We start from the raw sequence: 19,485 nt of genomic DNA, 5'->3' as shown, positions 1-19,485 counted from the left end.
CGGGGGTGATCGCGGCGCCGGCACCGCCGCGGGGCGGGAGCCGGGCGGCGCCCCGAGCAGGGCGATTCCCCGCCGGCACAGGATGAACCGACGCGCGACCGTCCTTAACTGAGAAGGAATTCAACAAGTATCCACCCGGGCCACCCCGCCCGCCAAAAGTGTCGCCGCAATTGCCACAAGCGACCCGTGACGCCCCGAACCGGGCAGCAGCAATGCCAGGCTGTCAACTCTTCAAGCACCCGGAATCCTTCCCTCCGGGCGACCGAACGGGATTCCAGCAAAACAGAAACAAACCTTACACACTACAGACGAACAACAGTAACACTCCGATACCACTTGCGGCTATCGCCCGACAGCGCCGCCCCGCGCCTGGCGCGCGACCCGTCCGAGGTGTCCCTAGCATGTGCGACGCGCATATGACCTGCACTGATGGTTCAGCTTCGGCCCGGGGGCGATCCCGGGCGCGGACTCGGATCACGGCGCAGGGCGGCGACGGCGAGGGGGCGAAGATCGACGTGGTCAGTACGGCCGGCGGCGCGACCCACACCGGTGCTCCCACGCACCGGGAATCACGGTCGCGCGACCGGGGGGACGTATTCCGCCGCAACGGCACGAACAGTTCAGAAAAAGGCCGGGAGGGGGTCCCAGCCGTACCTTTTCAGGATTACCGAGAAGTATCCGAGAACTCTTCCCGACAGACGACTCCGACCATGATCTTCCCGTGGGACGTTGGATTTTCCGTGGTCCCTCCCGACCGCGGCAGGCCGGCCCTGGCCCACCGACCACCGACGACGAGGACCTGATCGATGTCAGAACACGCAATCGCTCGTCATCAGGTACAGCGACCAGCGACGGCCCGGGACCTGATCGTGCCGCCGGCCGCGGCCGTGCTCGTCGTCATGGTCATCGGCCTGGTCGCGGCGGCCGTGTCGCCCGCCGAGGGCCGCGGCGCGATCCTGTTCTGCGTCTCGGTCGCCGCGCTGCTCGTCGGCTTCGCCAGCACCGTGGCCGTCCGCAACCGGCAGACCGTGCGGGAGCTGCGCGGCCGGGTCGTCGTCCTGGAGACGCGCGCCAGCCGCTCGGCCGCCCAGACCGAACGGCTCGCCCGCGAGGTCCTCCCCGCGGTGGTGGAACGCCTGCGCGAGGGGTCGTCCGTCCAGACGGCGCTCGGGGAGGCCCCGCGCGGCACCGAGGGCACGCACCAGCACATCCTGCGCACCGTCGCGGAGGAGGTCAGCCGCGGGGAGCGGATGCGCAGCGCGGCCATGGCGGCCTGCGCGAACGCGGCCGGCCGGATGCAGGCGCTGAGCACCAGCATGCTCGCCGACCTGCGGGCCATGGAGGAACGGCACAGCGAGGAGGTCCTCGGCGACCTGCTCCGGCTCGACCACCTCACCGCCCAGGCCGGCCGGCTCGCGGACAGCATCGCCGTGCTCACCGGCGGGCGCTCCGGGCGCCGGTGGACGAAGCCGATCGTGATGGAGAGCCTCCTGCGCGGCTCCATGGGACGGATCAGCGCCTACCAGCGGGTCCGCCTGCACTCGGTGAGCGCGGTCGCGGTGGTCGGCTACGCCGCCGAGGGCATCATGCACGCCCTCGCCGAGCTGATGGACAACGCGACCAGCTTCTCGCCGCCCTCCGAGGAGGTGCATGTCTACGTCGAGGAGGTGCAGGCCGGGGTCGTCATCACCATCGAGGACGGCGGCCTCGTCATGGGGCCGGCCGCCCTCGAGCGGGCCGAGCGTGCCGTCTCGGCGGAGGTCCTCGACCTGACCACGCTGTCCGGGACGCGGCTCGGCCTGGCGGTCGTCGGCGTCCTCGCCCGCAAGCACGGGCTGACGGTGTCCTTCCGGCCCTCCTCACGCGGCGGCACCGGGGTCGTCGTCATGATCCCGCGCCAGCTCATCACCGCGCCGAGGTCGGTTGTCGCCCCGCCGGCGGTCGCCGACTCCGCGGACACGGTCACCGCCGGGCTGCCCACGGTCGTGCCGTCCAGGCTGCCCGCGCTCCTCTCCCCTGAGGCGAACGCGACGAGCGCGGGGACCACGGGCAAGGTGGGGAGCGCGGCGGGCGCGGCCACGGCGCGAATCGCGGTCGACCCGGTCACCGAGTTCATCTCGCTGCCCCAGCGGACGCCGGAGCACCCCGCGCGGCTCGACGCCAGCCACGCCGCGCGGCTCGACGCCAGCCACCCAGCGCGGCTCGACGCCAGCCACCCCGCGCGGCTCGACGCCAGCCACCCAGCGCGGCTCGACGCCAGCCACGCCGCCGCCTCGGCGCGCGCGGCCGGGGCGGCCCGCGAGGCCCGCGAGGCCGGGGCGGCCCGCGAGGCGACGCCGGACGCGACCACGGTCGCCAGCGCCGTCCCGAGCCCGCCGGCGCTGGCCGCGGACGCCGACGGGAGCACCGACGAGGCGGGCGCTCCGCCGCTGCTGACCCTGCCCAAGCGTGAGCGCGGGCAGTCCCTCGCGGCGAGCGCACGCGCCGCGGCCCTGCTCGCCGCGCCGCCGCGCACCCACCGGCCACGCCGCAACTCCAGCGCGAACTTCGCCGCCTTCCGCCGGGCGATGCGCGCCGCCGGAACCAGCCACGTCCGGCCCGCCGGTCCGGCGCCCGGACGCGCGGGCGCGCTGGTCACGGCAGCCGCCACCGGCACCACGGCCAGCCCGTCGGCAGCCCCCGGAGATGCGGACGTCCCCGATGGCACCGGCGAGCCGGACCAGCAGGACACGTGACCTGCCAGCGCCGCGTCACGACGAACGTCCCGCATGACGACCAGCGCCCTGCATGACGACCAGCACAGCACTGGACGACCTGATTGGAGGCAGGGGCACGACCGGATGGGACCCACCCGCCCGGCGCCCCGCGATCCCGATGAACACCACTGAGCGCGATCTCGACTGGCTGCTGGAAAACCTCCTCGCCCGCACCCCGGGGACCCGCCACGCCCTGGTGCTCTCCAGGGACGGGCTCAAGCTGTGCCGCTCGTCCGGACTGAGCATCGACCAGGCCGACCAACTGTCCGCGATCGCTTCGGGGATCCAGAGCCTCGCGCACGGCGCGTCGATCGAGTTCGGGGACGGCACCGGCGGCGTGCGGCAGTCGATGACCGAGTACCACGGCGGGCTGCTGTTCATCGTCGACGCCGGCCAGGGCGCGCACCTCGCGGTGATCGCCACCGACGACGCCGACGCCGGCATCATCGGCCACAACATGAGCGAGCTCGTCGAACAGATCGGCGAGTACCTGAGCGCGGCGCCACGCGATCCCGTCCAGCCCGCGCTACTGCCATGATCCGTCGGCTCGTCGACAGCGAGGACCCGGACCGCCTCTACACCGTCACCGGCGGCCGCAGCCGGGCCGGAGACACCGCCTTCGACCTCGTCACGCTCGTCACGAGCAGGAGCGAGCCGACGCCCGGGATGCAGTCCGAACACGTCCGGATCCTGCGGGTCTGCCGCGCGCCGACCGCGGTGGTCGAGCTGTCGGCGGACCTGAAGCTGCCGGTGAGCATCGTGAAGATCCTGCTGTCCGATCTGCTCGAGCGGGGCCGGATCTCGGCACGCCACCCCTCGACCCCGAACGACCCCTCGCAACTGCCCGATCCCGCGTTCCTGAAGCAGGTGCTCGTTGGACTCCAGAAGCTCTGAGCCCGCCGCCCGGCCGCCGCTGCAGACCACGGCCCGGGACGGCGTCAAGATCGTGATCGTCGGTGGTTTCGGTGTGGGCAAGACCACGATGGTCCGTTCGGTCAGCGAGATCCGGCCGCTGAGCACGGAGGAGGTGATGACCGAGGCCGGCGTCGGCATCGACGACAACGGCGACGTCCTCGAGAAGAACACGACCACGGTCGCGTTCGACTTCGGACGGATCAGTCTCGACGCCGAGATGGTGCTCTACCTGTTCGGCGCCCCCGGCCAGGAGCGGTTCTGGTTCCTGTGGGAGCGGCTGTTCGCGGGGACGCTCGGGGCGGTGGTGCTCGTCGACACCCGGCGGGTCGCCGACTCGTGGTACGCGATCGACCGGCTCGAGCACCACCGGATGCCCTTCATCGTGGCGCGGAACAACTTCGGCTCCCCCGAGCACTCGCTGGAGGACCTGCGCGAGGCGCTCTCGCTGTCACCCAACGTCCCCGTGATCGACTGCGACGCCCGGGCCCGGTCGTCCAGCAAGGACGTGCTGATCACCCTCGTGCGCCACCTCTGCGAGCTGTCCGCGGCGCGCGAGGAGCGCGAGGCGGAGGCGTCGTGACAACCGCCCGCGAGCCGGCGCGCGAGTCACTCCGCGAGCCGGCGCGCGAGTCAGTCCGCGGGTCGGCCCGTGAGCCGGCCCGCGAGCCGGCCGGCGCGGCGCGGGAGCGGCCGCCCGGCGGCCGGACCCCGCCCTGCCACCTGGGCGAGGCGCAGTTCCAGGGTGGGCCGGCGCGGGCCTACCGCGACCTGCGCCGGGAGCACGGCGCCGTCGCGCCCGTGCTGCTCGACGGCGGCCTGCCGGCCTGGCTGGTCCTCGGCTACCGGGAGCTGCACTACGTCCTGAGCCATCCGGAGATCTTCGCCCATGACCCGCGTCACTGGGCCGGCTGGGACGACGTCCCGCCCGACTGGGCCGCCCTGCCCGGTGTCGGACACCGCCCGTCCGTGCTCCGCGCCGAGGGGGCGGAGCACCGGCGGCGCTACACCGCCATCCAGGACGTCCTCGGCGCGGTGGACCTCTTCGAGCTCCGGGCCCGCGCCGAGGAGATCACCGACGACGTGATCGACGCCTTCGCCGGGCGCGGGGAGACCGATCTGATCGACTCGTTCGCGCACCGGGTGCCCGCCCTGGTCCTGGCGTCGCTGTGCGGGCCGCCCGAGGTCGACACCGCGGGCCTGGTGCACGACCTGATCGTCCTGATCGACGACGGCCCGGACGCGGCCGAGAGCCACCAGCGGGTCCTGGACCGGCTGCGGTGGCTGCTCGCCGACCGGCGCGAGCATCCCGACGACGACATCGTCTCGCGCCTGATCGCCCACCCGGCCGGGCTCGCCGACGAGGAGGTCGTCGAGGACCTCGCCGTGGTGTTCGGGTTCGGCGCGCGCGCCGTGGCCGGCTGGATCGGCAACTCGCTGCGCCTGCTGCTCACCGACGGGTCGTTCGCCCTCGACCTGTCCGGCGGACGGCGCAGCGTCATGCAGGCGCTGAACCAGGTCCTGTGGGAGGACACGCCGATGCAGGTCGTCGCCGGGCGGTGGGCGACCCGCAACACCCAGCTCGGCGGGCAGCGCATCGAGGCCGGCGACATGATCGCGCTCGGGCTCGGGGCCGGCAACGCCGATCCGCAGGTCCGCCGCGGCCACGCCCCGGACACCCAGACGGGCCCGGGGACCAGCGCCAACAGCGCCCACCTGTCCTTCGGCCACGGCGAGCACCGCTGCCCGTACCCCGCGCAGGAGATCGCCGAGGTCGTCACCCGGACCGCGGTCGAGGCACTCCTCGACCGCCTGCCCAACATGTGGATCGCCGTCCCGGCCGATGCCCTCGGCTGGCGGCGGACCGCGTGGAACCGCGCTCTGACGGCGTTGCCGGTCCGGTTCAGTCCCGTGTGAGGACCGCGACAGGCCGCACCGCGCGGCACCACGCTGACCCGGAGGCCGGAGACAGCACATGACCCATCCCAACCCCCGCCAGCTCGGCACGTGCGCGAGCGGCATGCCCCGCGCGCTCGGCGCCGTCCGCCAGCTCGGCACGCTGCGCCAGTACGGCGCGTCCTGCCCGGCACCGACCACCCGCCGCGGCGGGCCCGAGGACACCCCGTCCGGCGAGCCCGTGCCCGGACCATCCAGCGGCCCGCCGAGCGGACCGCGCGGCGGGTCGGTGCGCGGCGCGGCGGGCGCCCACCCGCCGGTACGGCCGGATCTCGACGCGCGCTGGCCAGCGCACGCCACCGCCGTCCGGCTACCGGCCGACGGCCCCGGGGACGACCGCGCCGCGTTCTACCGGCGTATCCGCGACGAGCACGGCCCGGTCGCCCCGGTCCTGCTCGAGGGGGACGTCCCGGCCTGGCTGGTGCTCGGCTACCGCGAGGTCGTCTACGTCGCCGGCACCCCGGCCCTGTTCGGCCGGGACTGCCGGATCTGGAACGCCTGGGATCTTGTCCCGCCGGCCTGGCCGCTGCAGTCGGTGGTCGGCCAGCGGCCGTCGCTACGCGCCCTCGACGGGCCCGCCCACGCCCGCCGGCTGGGCGCCGTCGGCGACGTGCTGGGCATGTTCGAGCCGCACGGCCTGCGGGCGCGGGCGGCCAGCGGCGCCGACGCCCTGATCGACGCGATGGCCGGCGACGGCCGCGCCGAGCTCATGACCCAGTACGCCAGCCCGCTGCCGGCGATGGTCGCGGCCGGGATGTGGGGGCTGCCCGACACCGACCTGACCGCGCTCGCCCGGGATCTGACCCTGCTCGTCAGCGGCGGGACGGGGGCCCGCGACGCGCGTCGGCGGGCCCACGCGATGCTCACCCGGGTGGTCCGGCGCCGCCGCGCGCAACCGGGCGACGACGCGGTGTCGGCGCTGCTCACCCATCCGGCCGGCCTGCGCGACGACGAGGTCGTCGAGGACGTCATGGCGACCCTGATCGCCGGCCAGGCGCCGACCGCGGACTGGATCGGGAACACGCTGCGGCTGATGCTGACCGACCCCCGGTTCGCCACCGACCTCGCCGGTGGACGGCTCAGCGCGGGGGACGCGATGGCCGAGGTGCTGTGGGCGGACCCGCCGATCCAGAACCTCGTCGCGCGGTGGGCCCGGCGCGACGTCCGGCTCGGCGGGCGCTGGATCCGCACGGGCGACCTGCTCATCTTTGGCCTGTCGGCCGCGAACTCCGATCCGTGGGCGCGTCCCCAGCCCTCCGGGCGCCCGTCGGGCAACCACGCCCACCTGGCGTTCGGCCACGGCGAGCACCGCTGCCCCTTCCCCGCCCAGATGACGGCCGAGACGATCGCGACCACCGCGATCGAGGTGCTCCTGGACCGCCTCCCCGATCTCGAACTCGCCGTGGAGCCGCGGGACCTGCGCTGGCGCCCGTCGGTGTGGGCACGCGGGGTCGCCGCGCTCCCGGTGCGCTTCACGCCCCCCTGAGCGGCCCCGGCCAGGGCACGTCCGCCCCGCCACCTGTCCCGGGGATCGGCGGGCGCGGCATCCCGACGGCGTCCAGGATCCCGGTCACCTCCGCCAGCACGTCCGCGGCCGGCGCGTCCGCGTCGATGACGACACAGTCGACGCCGGACATCACCTCGTCGTAGCGCGCGCACGCCTCGACGGCCTCCCGCAGGGCCGCGGCCTCGTCCACCCGGCCCGCGGACTCCCGGCCCGCTGAGGCCGACCCCCCCGGCTCCTGCCCCGCTGAAGCCTGTCCCGCCGGCCCATGCCCCGCTGTGGCCTGCCCTGCCGACGCCCGGCGTGCCAGCCGCGCGGCCGCCACCTCGGGCGAGACGCGCAGATAGAGCACGAGGTCGGGAACGGGCACGTACGAGGCGATCTGCAGGTACCACTCGGTGTACTCGCCGAGGTCCCCGCAGTAGACCTCCCAGGTCTGGATCCAGCGGTCGGCCACCACCAGGTCGAACCCCGCCAGGAACTCCTCCAGGTACCGGAACTGGACGGCGGCCTCGATCAGGCGAGCGGCGTGGACGAGATTCGCCGGGACCGCGCCGAGCGGCTCACCGATGGTACTCAGCCGCCGCATCAGGTCCCGGAGCACCGCGTCGGTCTGCGACGCCAGGTGCAGGTGCAGCGCCGCCGGTGCCGCGGTCAGCCGCCGCACCAGGGCGAGCTTGCCCGCTCCGGCCGGGCCTTCGACGGCCAGCAGAGCGTAGGGACGCGCCGGCGCGGCGCCGAAGGTGAAGACGTCGCTGGCCAAGAGCATCCCGACCGGATCGGCTGCCGGCTGCCGCCCGACGCGGAGGCGGACCGGCGCGGCAGAGTTCGTCGACGGCGCACCGAGCTCGATGGGCACCGAACCAGCTGGTGCACCGAGCAGGGAGCGAATCACCGCCGCGGATGGTCCCGCGGCGAGCTGTGCCCGTCCGATTCTGGTACCGGTCGGGCGAACCGGCAATAGCCGGCAGCCGCATTTACGGCGTCGTAACACTCCGGTGGGCCCCGCTCACCCGAGCGGCGGACGCGCCCGCCGCCGGCGATCTACAGTTCGGGCATGAGCCGGAAAGATCCACTGCTTGTGGCCGTGGAGGGTGTCGACGGAGCCGGGAAGACCACGCTCATCCGCGGCCTGGAGACGGTGCTGCGCCCACTGCGCGGAACCCGGCCGGCGCGCGTGTGCGTGGAGATCTTCCGTGCGATCGCCGAGCCCGACGACACCGTCCTGCACCAGGCGGTCATCCCCGGCCCGGTGCGGCGGCTGGCCCACCTGATCGAGCTCTCCGCCCAACTGCGCTACCGCACCGGCCCGGACGGCCGTCCCGACCTGCTGTTCGACCGGTGGATCCAGTCGTCGGAGGTGCACTGCGGCCCCTACGGGGAGCAGCACCGGCCGTGGCTCGAGCACATGGAGGATCTGCTCCCCCGCCCCGACCCGCTGCTGTGGCTGCGCGTACCGCCCTCGCTCGCCTACGAGCGGATGGTCGCCCGCGGCGACCGCCGCACCCGGGCCTTCACCCCGGCGGCGCTGCGCGCCCACCTCGTCGAGCAGGCCGACGGCTACGAGAAGATCATGGCCCAGGCCGACAACGTCGTCGAGCTGGACGGGACGCAGTCCCGGGAGAGGCTGCTCGACCAGGCGGCCTCGGCGATCGAGGCCGTCGCCGCGCGGCGCGAGCAGACCACGCGGGCCGGCGGGGCCGACACCGCCCCGAACGTGCTTCAGGGCCCGTGGGATGTTCCCCACGGGCCCTGAAGATCACTTACCTACGGCCTACTCGCGGCCGAACTGCTCCCGCAGACGCCGCAGCGCCTCCTCGTCGATCGCCGAAGCGGGCTGCTCCGACTGCGACGAGGTGTAGGAGGACGGTGCCGCCGCGGCGGCGTCGGCCTCCTGCGCGGCCCGGATCTGGGCCTGGTGGGCCTCGAACCGGGTCTGGGCCTCCGCGTACTGCCGCTCCCACTCGGCCTGCTGCTCCTCGAAGCCCGGCAGCCACTCGCCGGTCTCGGGGTCGAAGCCCTCGGGGTACACGTAGTTGCCCTGCTCGTCGTACTTGGCTTCCATGCCGTACTGGCTCGGGTCGAACGAGTCGCCCTCAGCGACCAGCGAGGACGCCTCGTTCGCCTGCTTCAGCGAGAGGCTGATCCGGCGCCGGTCGAGGTCGATGTCGATGACCTTGACCAGGATCTCGTCGCCGACATTGACGACCTGCTCGGGGATCTCGACGTGGCGCTCGGCCAGCTCCGAGATGTGCACCAGGCCCTCGATGCCCTCGTCCACGCGGACGAACGCGCCGAACGGCACGAGCTTGGTGACCCGACCGGGTACGACCTGGCCGATCGCGTGCGTCCGGGCGAACTGGCGCCACGGGTCCTCCTGCGTCGCCTTCAGCGACAGGGAGACCCGCTCGCGGTCCAGGTCGACGTCGAGAACCTCGACGGTGACCTCCTGGCCGACCTCGACCACCTCGGACGGGTGGTCGATGTGCTTCCAGGACAGCTCGGACACGTGCACGAGGCCGTCGACGCCACCCAGGTCCACGAAGGCACCGAAGTTGACGATGGAGCTGACCACGCCCTTGCGGATCTGACCCTTGGCGAGCTGGGCGAGGAACTCCGACCGCACCTCGCTCTGGGTCTGCTCCAGCCAGGCGCGGCGGGACAGAACCACGTTGTTGCGGTTCTTGTCCAGCTCGATGATCTTGGCTTCGAGCTCACGGCCCACGTAGGGCTGGAGGTCGCGGACCCGGCGCATCTCCACGAGGGAGGCGGGAAGGAAGCCGCGCAGGCCGATGTCGAGGATGAGACCACCCTTGACGACCTCGATGACGGTGCCGGTGACGACGCCGTCCTCCTCCTTGAGCTTCTCGATCGTGCCCCAGGCGCGCTCGTACTGCGCACGCTTCTTGGACAGGATCAGACGGCCTTCCTTGTCCTCCTTCTGGAGGACGAGGGCCTCGACGTGGTCGCCGACCGTGACGACCTCGTGCGGATCGACATCGTGCTTGATCGAGAGCTCCCGCGACGGGATGACACCCTCGGTCTTGTAACCGATGTCGAGCAGCACCTCGTCGCGGTCCACCTTGACGATGATGCCGTCGACGATGTCGCCGTCGTTGAAGAACTTGATCGTCTTGTCGACCGCGGCGAGGAAATCCTCCGCCGAGCCGATGTCGTTGACCGCAACCTGTGGTGTGGTCGGGCTGTGCGAGGTGGTCACGGTCTCCACGGGTCGTACGTCGGTGGTGCTCGTCAAGGGGTCGGCTCCGACTGGGAATCGTCCAAAGCGCGAGGGCCGGATCGAACCGCCGGGACGGAGGGACAGGCACCGAACGCAAGAACGACACTGTCAGAACCGATAACGACTGCTCGAGTGGATCCGCTCGGTCTGAGACCCACGAACCCTCGTGCAACTCCCAAGTCTAGGGAGCGGTGTCCCACGAGGTCAACGGGAGGGCACACAGACGCGGAGCCAGTCCTGCCGAACCCCTCACCCTGTGGGGCTTTCATAGTACGAAAAGTCACCAGCCATCGTCCCGCCCGCCGTCGAGAATGTGGCCCAGTCGGCTCTCGGCGGCGCCGTCCGGGCCGGGCCCGCCGGGCCCGCCGGCCGGCTCCCGGCCGGGTCGCCGGGCGCGGTCGCCGGCCGGGCGCCGCGGGGCGGGGGTGACCGGCGGCGGCTACGCGGAGCCGCCGGGACCTGGTACCCCACGCTCCCGCGCCCCGCGGCCCGGCTCCGCGCGCGGCCGGGGAGCCGGGCCGGGCGACCGGTCCGCCGCCGGGGCACCCGGGCGCGTGCCGGGTCCGCCGCCGGAGCCGGCACCGGGCGCCCGGCCGGTCCGCAGCGGCATCGTCCGCGCCGACTCGCCGTCGGGGGCACTGTCGGCTCCCTGGTGTCCGCCAGCGGCTCCGTGGTGTCCGCTACCGGACAGTTCCTGGCGCCACCTCTCGTCCACCTGGGACTCCACCGACCAGCGCTCGTCGGTGCCGGCCGGCGCCCCCGCGCCGGCCGGGACCGGCTCGGCGGGCCCCGCCGACACCGGCCGGGACCGTGCGCGCACCCGCCGGGCCCACTCCCGACCCAGCGTCATGCAGGGCCGTTCCACCAGGAAGTAGGTGATCGTGGAGACCGCACAGGTCAGCACGAGCACCAGCAGGAAGAACGGGGCGAACGCCAGCTCGCCGGCGGCCGTCCCGGTGTGCTCGGCGACCACCTCGATCACGACCGTGTGCCACAGGTAGATCCCGTACGAGATGAGGCCGAGGTAGGCCATCGGGCGGCAGGTCAGCAACCGCCGCACCAGGCCCTGGTCGGGCGGCCCGAACACCGCGGGCAGGATCAGGAAGAAGCCGAACAGGCCGTAGAACAGGTGCCGGCCCATGTCCTGGGTGCGGTCCGGCACGAACAGCGGCTGCAGCGGGAGGTCGACCTGGGTGCTGGCCACCCAGTAGAAGAACGCGGCGATGAGCCAGCAGGCCCCGCCGGACCACCGCCACCGCGCCCACGCCGGCGTCCGCCCGTTCTGGACGTACCAGGCCGACAGGACGGCGATCAGCATCCCCATGGCGAACAGGTCCCACCAGACCGGCAGCCAGACCGTCCAGCCGTCGGCCCACCAGATGTGCGAGCCGATCAGCGCGTAGTGCAGGACCCGGCTGATCACGAAGATCACGGCGAGGGCCACAAGCTCGACCCTGAGCTGGGAGCGGGCCGGGCGGCGCCGGCGGACGAGCAGCCAGGCATAGAACGGGACGGAGATGTAGAAGGCGAACTCCACGTTGAGGGTCCACGCCTGGGTGAGGCCCTGGATCGCCCAGTGCTGCCGGTAGCCCTGCATGAAGAAGGCCGTCTGCAGCAGCCCGGCGAAGCCGTGGACGCCCATCTTGTCGTTGGGCACGACGTTGAGCGCGACCGCCAGCGCCAGCCAGTACAGCGGGATGATCCGCAGCAGCCGGCGGATGTAGAAGCCGGCGGCGTCCGGGGCTCCGCGGCCGCTCAGGTGCGCCACGGCGAACGGGCGGTAGAGCAGGAAGCCCGAGATCAGGAAGAAGACCGCGACGCCGATCTCACCGCGGGCGGTGTAGACGCCGATGGAGTTGCCGGTGGTCAGCCCGCTGTTGAACGACACGTGCACGACCAGGACCAGCAGCGCCGCGATCGCGCGCAGCCCGTCGAAGCCCGCGAACACCACCGGCGCGGACCGGGCCGCCTCCGCCTGTGCGGGCGCGGCCGGTCCCGTGCTCGCCGTGGCCGCGGAGCCCGGCCGGCCCGGCGCCCGGCCACCGCTCCCGCGGTCGAAACCGGCGGTCACCGACCGTGACCACTACTGTCGGCGATGTCTGGCACGGTCGCAAGGTACCAGGCGGTACCCGACGGCTCGGCGGCCCGCGCCACCCCAGCGAGCCGGACGCGATCCCCGAAAACGGTGCCGGAAGGCAGCCGTGTCGTCACTTTACGCGCTCACGCTGGGCCTCAGCGGTGGCCAGGCCCGCCCGGCGACGGCGCAGCGCACCGACGATGGCCGCGATCCCGACCGCCGAGAGCAGGACGACCGCCGGCTCGGCGCACGCCCGGAACCGGGTAGTGCCGTAGACCAGCACCGAGGCCAGCGTGAGTGTGACCGGTACCGCCAGCAGCGGCAGCAGGACGACCCCCCGTCGGCGCAGCACCACCGTGCCGGCGACGGCGGCCAGCTCGAGCGCCCAGAGGCAGACCATGCCGAGCCGGCTCAGCCCCAGCGGGCGCAGCTCCACGCCGTCGAACTCGGTCTGCTGCCACGGCCGGTAGAGGCCCCACGTCCGGCCGGCCCGGGCGGCGGCGACACGGGGCAGCTCTCCGGTGTTGTCACCGATGAACCTGTATGCGGCCTTCCGGTAGTAGACGTCCCGCTCGGACCGTTCCACCGGCGCCTGCTCCAGCGCCTGGATGCAGTCGAACGACCACCACCCCGTGTACTTGCCGAAGTAGCTCGCCTCGCAGTGGGTGACGGCCAGCGTCGAGCCGAGGCCGCTCGAGAGGAACTCGGGCTCCTCGAACCGGGACAGGTTGTAGGCCGTCCAGGGGGCCACCACGGCGACGCTCGTGCCGGCGGCGGCCGCGAGCAGGCCGAGGCGGCGACGCCACGGCAGCGGACGGCTCATCGCGATCAGGGGCACCACGAGCACCAAAGCGAGCAGCGCGAGCTCGGCGCGGGCGAGCATCGCGGCGGCCAGCGCCGCGCCGAGCCAGCAGGCGTCCGCCACGGTCCGCCGGTCCCAGAAGCGGTGGGCCGCGGCGATCAGCAGGGCGCAGGTCAGGATTCCGGTGGTCTCGGACATCACCAGGGCGTCGTTGAGCCACATCCCCGGGTAGAGCGCCGCGATGCCGGCGGCGAGCAGGCCGGTGGCCGGGCCGGCGGCGCGGCGGCCTACCAGGCCGACGACGCCGACCGACACCGCACCGAGCAGACACGAGAAGATCTGGTGCGACAGGAACCCGGTGAAGCCCAGCACGGACGGGATGGCGAGCAGCGCACTCGTCAGTGGTGGGTGCTGCGCGTCCGGGACGTATCTGTCGAAGTACCTCAACTCGAACGGATCGGGCCAGCCGTGCCCGTCCGCGAACAGGTTCGCGGCCTGGTGGTAATAGAAAGGGTCACCGTCGACGACCGCGGGATGCATCCATCCGAACAGGTAGCCGAGGCGGACACCGAGACCGACGGCGACCACCACCAGCAGGCCGATCCACCACGCCCGCCCGGCCGGCGCGAGCCGGGGCGGTGCCGCGGACCGCGCGCCGGGATCCGATGGCCCCTGTGTCGGGGGCTGGCCGGACCCGGCCAGGCGACCCCTGCCGGGGCGCCCTCCGGACCTCGACCATCGGCCCGCGGCCGCCGACCGATGCGCCCCGGGCGGGCGGGGCGTCGGCGCGAGTTGACCCTCATCCGACAGAACGTCCGCGGCACCGTCTGATCGATCCGTCGTAGCCTCGACCACGGAACCCGGCGATCTGGACATACCAGATGAATCGCGCGGAACTGGGGGACCGTCGGGATCACCGGCGGTGACCGACGGTGAGCTGCTGTCAGGCACCCGCGGAAGGTACCAATGCTGGCCCATTGGAGGTATTGCCGAGCCCGACATCTCCGGTCTGGGACTACCACGCGTTTCCCCTGACCGGAACCGCGGATTAGCCTTGCCGATCGGGCCCATGTGCTGCTCCCGGTACGCGAACGGACACGGCACCGTCCGTGCCAGGCCCCGTCCGGCTCGATCCGGTGGCCTGCCGCCACACCTGCGCACCTAACGACATCGGAAGGGGACCGGGCTGAGCCGCCGAGACACCGACACCTACCCGCTGGCTCGCCCCCGCCCCGGTCAGCCGGAGGACGGCCACGCCGCCGAGCGCAACCCGCGGCGCCCCGCCCGGGACCGGCGCAGAGCCGCGGACCGCCGTGCGGAGCCGGACTCCGGCACCGACGCGGCCGGCGGTCCGGGCGCGGCCACGGGCCCAGGTGCCGACATCGATCGTCCTGCCGCAGGCCGACGCGCGGACACGGGCAGTGGCACGGAGTACGACGAGGCCACAGACCATTTGGACGGCCTGTATCTCGACCGGTCCCGGCTCGACGCCGCCTACCAGGACGACGCCTACCCGGACCCCGAGGGCCGCCTGCGCCGGGGCGGCGCGTACAGCGGCGACGAGACCGAGCACATCGAGCGCCGGGCCGCCGCCTCACGCGACCCACGTGAGGCGGCACGCGACGCCGACGATCACACCCGCGTCATCGCCCGCCCCCGCGTCCCAGCCCGTGCCGGGCGAGCCGCCCGCACGGGGAGCCCCGCGGGCGACCGGAGCCCGCGGGGCGGCCACGAGCTCGTCGGGAGCGGCCCGCCGCGCCCGCACGGCGCCGAGCCGGCCGAGGCCCGCCGGGCCGGTTCCCGCCAGCCGGTGGCCGACCCGTCCAGGCGACGCGAGCCAGGCGGGCCGCGCACGCCGCGACAGCCGGGCACGTCACGGCAGACAGGCACGTCACGGCAGCCGGCCGGCGGGCGAGGCGCGGGCGAGGCGGACGACCTCCTCGAAGCGGACGACCTCCTGGAGGCGGACAGGCCCGGTGCCCGCGCCCGCGGCGCCACCGACCCGCATGCGACCGGCCCGCTCGAGACCGGGCGGCCGGACGACGGATCGCCGGAGACCGGGCCGCTCGAGACCGGACCACTCACGGCACCGGTGCTGGCACCATTGGGCCACTCTCCCGCGCTGGACGGCCTGCGCGCCCTCGCCGTCCTCGGGGTGATGGCCTACCACGCGGGCCTGAGCTGGATGCCGGGCGGACTGCTCGGCGTCGACGCCTTCTTCGTCCTCTCCGGATTCCTGATCACCGGCCTGCTCGTGGCCGAGTACCGGACCACCCGGCGCATCGACCTGAAGTCGTTCTGGATCCGCCGCACCCGACGTCTGATGCCGGCACTGCTGACGATGATGCTGGGCGTGGCGGCCTACGCCCGGTTCGTCGCCCAGCCCAGCGAGGTCGAGACACTGCGCGTGGACGCGCTGTCGACCCTCGGGTACGTCGCCAACTGGCGGTTCGCGCTGTCGGACCAGAGCTATTTCGACCACTTCTCCGCCCCGTCCCCGCTGCTGCACACCTGGTCGCTGGCGGTGGAGGAACAGTTCTACGTCCTGTGGCCGCTCGCCGTCTACCTGCTGATGTGGCACAGCGGGCGCACCACGGCGCGGTGGCGCAACCAGCGCCACAAGGCGCAGACCCTGATCCTGACCGTCGCCGTGCTGGGCGCGGAGGCGTCCGCGCTGCTCGGGCTGCTGCTGGTCGTGCTGGGCGCGGACGCCTCCCGCATCTACTACGGCACGGACACCCGCGCGCAGGCGCTGCTGGCCGGCGCCGCACTGGCTGTGTGGCGGATCCAGCGGCGGACACCGCTCACCGAGCGGACGAAGAAGGGCCTGTCCGTCGCCGGCTGCCTCGCCGGGGTGGCGATGCTCACGGTCTGGGCGACCGTCGACGGCGAGAGCCGGGTGCTCTACTCCGGCGGCTTCCTGGGCGTGGCGGTGATCGTGATGCTGCTGATCGCCTCGATCGTCGAGGTGCCCCGCGGGCCGGCCGCGCGGGTGCTGTCGCTCCCGCCGCTACCCACCATCGGCCGGGTCTCCTACGGCCTCTACCTGTGGCACTGGCCGGTCTTCCTGACCGTCACCGCGGCCCGCACGGGGCTGAGCGGCGCGGCGCTGCTGGGCGTGCGCGTGGCCGTCACGGCGGCGATCACCATCGCCTCGTTCCACCTGGTCGAAAACCCGATCAGGCGACGGAAGATCCGTTTCCCCATGCCGCGGGTCACCGTCCCGGCCTCGATCTGCGCGGTCGTCGCCCTGGTGATGGTCGCCACGATCGCGGACCCGTCCGCCGGCCGCGGCGCGGCGGACCTCGAGCAGCTGGCCGCGCGGGCCGCTACCGCGGCACCGCCGACGGCCCGGGCCGAGCCGGTGACGGGCCGACCGCTGCGGGCCGTCCTGGCCGGGGACTCGCTCGCGCTCACCCTCGGCTTCAGCGAGTTCTCCACGTCCGCCGCCCGCGAGGGCCTGGAGATCCACGACGGCTCCCAGCTCGGATGCGGGGTGACCCGCTCGCCGCGCCGCCTCCTCATGGGCGAGGTGAACCTGCCACCTCCGGGGTGCGACCAGTGGCCCACCCGCCTCAGCCGGAAAGTCGACGAGCTCCGTCCCGACCTGGCCATGCTGCTGGTCGGGCGCTGGGAGGTCACCGACCAGGACCTCGAGGGCCGACGGACCCACATCGGTGATCCGGCGTTCGACGCCTATCTCGGGCGCGAGCTCGACCTGGCGATCACCACCCTCTCGGCCCGCGGAGCGAAGGTGGTGCTGCTGACCGCCCCGATGTTCGAGGAGGGTGAGGCGGCGGACGGCAGCATCTACCCGGAAACCCGGGCCGACCGGGTGATCCAGTTCAACAAGCTGCTTCGCCAGGCCGCCGCGCGGCACTCCGCCGTCACCACCGTCATCGATCTCGCCGCGGTACTCAGCCCGGGCAACGAGTACCGCGGTGAGATCGACGGCGTTCGCGTGCGCGACGACGACGGTGTTCACATCAGCAACGGCGGTGGAGCGCGGGCCGGCCAGATGGTGCTACCCGAGCTTCTCAAGCTGGCCCGCCCGGCCACGGCGCGTGGTGCCGACGGGCCGGCCCCGGCACCCGAGTGACCCGGCCGCTTTACCTGACGCTAACCTTCCGCAGCAGTACTCCACGGGCCACAGGAGGATGATCGTGCCTCGCGCGCTGATTACGGGAATCACCGGCCAGGACGGGTTGTATCTGGGGGAGTTGCTGGTTGGGCGGGGTTATGAGGTGTTCGGGCTGGTGCGCGGGCAGTCGAACCCGAAGGTGGCGACCGTGGAGCGGCTGGTGCCGGGGGTCGTGTTGTTGGAGGGTGATCTGACGGATCTTCCGTCGTTGATCGGCGCGGTGGAGATCTCCCAGCCCGACGAGGTGTACAACCTGGGCGCGATCTCGTTCGTCGGACTCTCCTGGAAGCAGGCGGAGCTGACCGGGGAGACGACGGGTATGGGGGTGCTGCGGGTTCTGGAGGCGCTGCGGATCGCGGGCGGTAACGACCTGTCCCGGGTGCGGTTCTACCAGGCGTCCTCGTCGGAGATGTTCGGAAAGGTGCGGGAGACGCCGCAGCGGGAGACGACGCCGTTTCATCCGCGTTCCCCGTACGGGGTGGCGAAGACGTTCGGGCATTACCTGACGGTGAATTACCGCGAGTCGTACGGGTTGTTCGCGTGTTCGGGGATGTTGTTCAATCACGAGTCGCCGCGGCGGGGAATCGAGTTCGTGACGCGGAAGATCTCGCGGGCGGTGGCGCGGATTTCACTCGGTCTGCAGGACTCGGTGTCCCTGGGGAATCTGGAGTCGCGGCGCGACTGGGGTTTCGCGGGGGACTACGTGGACGCGATGTGGCGGATGCTCCAGCAGGACACCCCGGACGACTTCGTGGTGGCGACCGGCGAGACCCACAGCATTCGTGAGTTGTTGGACGTCGCCTTCGCCCGGGTGGGCATCGAGGACTGGTCCGGCTACGTCCGCTCCGACCCGCGGTTCTTCCGCCCGGCCGAGGTGGATGTCCTCGTGGGCGACGCGTCGAAGGCTCGTGAGGTGCTGGGGTGGAAGCCGCGGGTCGGCTTCCACGAGCTGGTGGAGATGATGGTCGACGCCGACCTCGCCACCGAGGCCGCTGCGGCGGACAGACACTGACCAACCGGTGACCGACGTTCCCCGGGTGCCCGCCACCGAGCCCGCACGACTGGCGCGGGCCGCACCACCCGCGCCGAGACCTGGCGCGGGTGAATACACACCCGGGCGCATGTCACGCCGTGTGATGGGGAGGGTACGCGCGTGCGCGACTCCGGGGGACAACCGATGAACCAAGGTCCAGCCACCGAGTCTCTTCCCCCGCAGGTGCGCGGGCGGCACCGTTCGGGCCGGCGGGATTCCTCGCCGGCCCCGTCCCAGCCGCTCGGGTCGGCGCAGGTAGCGGGCCAGGGGCTGCAGGAGGAGCCGCCGCCCGGCACGCGGGGAGTGCCCGGTCCGGCGATGATTCCCGGGCAGGCGACACAGCCGCGTCGGCAGCACCCGAGCCTCGCGGCCTTCCCCGGGCTCGCCGGCCTCGCGCCCGAGCGGCTGCGCGGCCAGAGCGACCGGATCCGGGCGGCCATGCGGGGCGCGATCCCCCTCGCCCTCGCCGGGCTGATCGCCAACGCGGCCAACCTCGGGGTCACCCTGGTCATCGCGCGGGCCATGAGCACCCGCTCCTACGGCGCCGTCGCGCAGCTTTTCGCGATCTTCTTCGTCGTCTCGATGCCGGGCAGCGCCCTGCTCGTCGGCGTCGTCCGGCGGATCACGAACTGGCAGCACACCGGCCAGGCCGACCTGATCGACGAGTGGATCGGCCGGGTCCGCCGGGCCGGGGTCGTCCTCGTCCTCTCCGTCGCCGTCCTGGCGATCATCGCGCGCGGGTTCGTCGCCCGCGAGCTCTCGCTGCCCGGAGCCGGCGGGGTCGCCGAGATCATCATCGCCGGAGCGGCCTGGTGCCTGCTGTGCGTCGACCGCGGGCTGATGCAGTGCGGGCGGCTTTACCCGTCGCTCGCCACGAACCTGCTGGTGGACGCGGCGGTCAAGAGCGGCTCGACGATCGCGCTGGTCCTGGCCGGACTGGACGAGGCCGGCGCGGCCATCGCCGTGCTGCTCGGGGTACTCGCCGCACTCGCGCACACCCGTTACAGCCTGCGCCGGCACCCGTCGGCGATCATGCAGGCCGACCCGACCCGCCCCCAGGCCC

13 protein-coding genes and 1 pseudogene are annotated in these 19,485 nt (G+C 73.0%); 10 read left to right on the top strand and 4 right to left on the bottom strand.

The window, feature by feature from the left end; translation table 11 throughout:
• Positions 1 to 806 precede the first annotated feature (806 nt).
• The 6 genes from FMEAI12_RS17690 (at position 807) to FMEAI12_RS17665 (ending at position 7,110) form a co-directional block, all read left to right on the top strand.
• Complete coding sequence (locus FMEAI12_RS17690; RefSeq protein WP_112106897.1) at positions 807 to 2,735, top strand: ATP-binding protein; 1,929 nt, start codon at positions 807 to 809, stop codon at positions 2,733 to 2,735.
• 139 nt (positions 2,736 to 2,874) lie between these two features.
• Positions 2,875 to 3,294: a roadblock/LC7 domain-containing protein gene (locus FMEAI12_RS17685; RefSeq protein ID WP_041256585.1), complete on the top strand. Its 420-nt coding sequence runs from the start codon at positions 2,875 to 2,877 to the stop codon at positions 3,292 to 3,294.
• Entirely contained in the window at positions 3,291 to 3,650 is a 360-nt protein-coding gene (locus tag FMEAI12_RS17680; protein ID WP_041254845.1) for a DUF742 domain-containing protein, read from the top strand. The genes FMEAI12_RS17685 and FMEAI12_RS17680 overlap by 4 nt, the downstream gene beginning before the upstream one ends.
• Entirely contained in the window at positions 3,631 to 4,251 is a 621-nt protein-coding gene (locus FMEAI12_RS17675; RefSeq protein WP_071061014.1) for an ATP/GTP-binding protein, read from the top strand. The genes FMEAI12_RS17680 and FMEAI12_RS17675 overlap by 20 nt, the downstream gene beginning before the upstream one ends.
• Positions 4,248 to 5,585, top strand: a complete 1,338-nt coding sequence (locus FMEAI12_RS17670) for a cytochrome P450 (RefSeq protein WP_112106896.1) — start codon at positions 4,248 to 4,250, stop codon at positions 5,583 to 5,585. The genes FMEAI12_RS17675 and FMEAI12_RS17670 overlap by 4 nt, the downstream gene beginning before the upstream one ends.
• Positions 5,586 to 5,643: 58 nt before the next feature.
• Positions 5,644 to 7,110 (top strand): cytochrome P450, encoded by a 1,467-nt coding sequence (locus FMEAI12_RS17665; RefSeq protein WP_112106895.1) that lies wholly within the window; start codon positions 5,644 to 5,646, stop codon positions 7,108 to 7,110.
• Here the strand turns inward: FMEAI12_RS17665 and FMEAI12_RS39495 are convergent.
• Positions 7,097 to 7,897 carry a hypothetical protein gene (locus FMEAI12_RS39495; RefSeq protein ID WP_304598625.1) on the bottom strand — a complete coding sequence of 267 codons (801 nt, stop codon included), beginning with the start codon at positions 7,895 to 7,897 and terminating at the stop codon, positions 7,097 to 7,099. The genes FMEAI12_RS17665 and FMEAI12_RS39495 overlap by 14 nt on opposite strands.
• Before the next feature lie 288 nt (positions 7,898 to 8,185).
• Between FMEAI12_RS39495 and FMEAI12_RS17655 the strand changes: the two genes are divergently transcribed.
• Positions 8,186 to 8,884 carry a thymidylate kinase gene (locus FMEAI12_RS17655; RefSeq protein WP_112106893.1) on the top strand — a complete coding sequence of 233 codons (699 nt, stop codon included), beginning with the start codon at positions 8,186 to 8,188 and terminating at the stop codon, positions 8,882 to 8,884.
• A gap of 18 nt (positions 8,885 to 8,902) precedes the next feature.
• On the opposite strand, the gene rpsA is transcribed toward FMEAI12_RS17655, so the two are convergent.
• From rpsA to FMEAI12_RS17640, 3 genes are all read right to left on the bottom strand, one after another.
• Positions 8,903 to 10,384 carry a 30S ribosomal protein S1 gene (gene rpsA / locus FMEAI12_RS17650; protein WP_112106892.1) on the bottom strand — a complete coding sequence of 494 codons (1,482 nt, stop codon included), beginning with the start codon at positions 10,382 to 10,384 and terminating at the stop codon, positions 8,903 to 8,905.
• A 424-nt stretch (positions 10,385 to 10,808) separates the two neighbouring features.
• Complete coding sequence (locus FMEAI12_RS17645) at positions 10,809 to 12,440, bottom strand: acyltransferase (RefSeq protein ID WP_235014130.1); 1,632 nt, start codon at positions 12,438 to 12,440, stop codon at positions 10,809 to 10,811.
• 136 nt (positions 12,441 to 12,576) lie between these two features.
• The gene (locus tag FMEAI12_RS17640) at positions 12,577 to 13,839 is read right to left on the bottom strand and encodes a glycosyltransferase family 39 protein (protein WP_306769261.1); all 1,263 of its coding nucleotides are present in this window, start codon (positions 13,837 to 13,839) and stop codon (positions 12,577 to 12,579) included.
• Positions 13,840 to 14,701: 862 nt separating this feature from the next.
• On the opposite strand from FMEAI12_RS17640, the gene FMEAI12_RS17635 reads away from it, so the two are divergent.
• The 3 genes and pseudogenes from FMEAI12_RS17635 to FMEAI12_RS17625 form a co-directional block, all read left to right on the top strand.
• On the top strand, positions 14,702 to 17,347 hold the full coding sequence (locus FMEAI12_RS17635; RefSeq protein ID WP_235014127.1) for an acyltransferase family protein: 2,646 nt from the start codon (positions 14,702 to 14,704) through the stop codon (positions 17,345 to 17,347).
• Between the two features lie 64 nt (positions 17,348 to 17,411).
• On the top strand, positions 17,412 to 18,401 hold the full coding sequence (gene gmd, locus FMEAI12_RS17630; protein ID WP_071061174.1) for a GDP-mannose 4,6-dehydratase: 990 nt from the start codon (positions 17,412 to 17,414) through the stop codon (positions 18,399 to 18,401).
• 165 nt (positions 18,402 to 18,566) lie between these two features.
• A pseudogene (locus FMEAI12_RS17625) lies at positions 18,567 to 19,485 on the top strand (hypothetical protein); the annotation flags it as partial.

The sequence above is a fragment of the Parafrankia sp. Ea1.12 genome, from assembly GCF_900465275.1.
Lineage (GTDB): Bacteria > Actinomycetota > Actinomycetes > Frankiales > Frankiaceae > Parafrankia > Parafrankia soli.
Note: the sequence above shows the minus strand (reverse complement) of the source record. Positions and strands in the feature narration are given on the sequence as shown.

Coding starts and splice junctions, on each gene's coding strand:
- FMEAI12_RS17690 (WP_112106897.1), top strand. CDS start 807: ATGTCAGAACACGCAATCGCTCGTCATCAGGTACAGCGACCAGCGACG.
- FMEAI12_RS17665 (WP_112106895.1), top strand. CDS start 5,644: ATGACCCATCCCAACCCCCGCCAGCTCGGCACGTGCGCGAGCGGCATG.
- FMEAI12_RS17680 (WP_041254845.1), top strand. CDS start 3,291: ATGATCCGTCGGCTCGTCGACAGCGAGGACCCGGACCGCCTCTACACC.
- FMEAI12_RS39495 (WP_304598625.1), bottom strand. CDS start 7,897: ATGCTCTTGGCCAGCGACGTCTTCACCTTCGGCGCCGCGCCGGCGCGT.
- FMEAI12_RS17685 (WP_041256585.1), top strand. CDS start 2,875: ATGAACACCACTGAGCGCGATCTCGACTGGCTGCTGGAAAACCTCCTC.
- FMEAI12_RS17655 (WP_112106893.1), top strand. CDS start 8,186: ATGAGCCGGAAAGATCCACTGCTTGTGGCCGTGGAGGGTGTCGACGGA.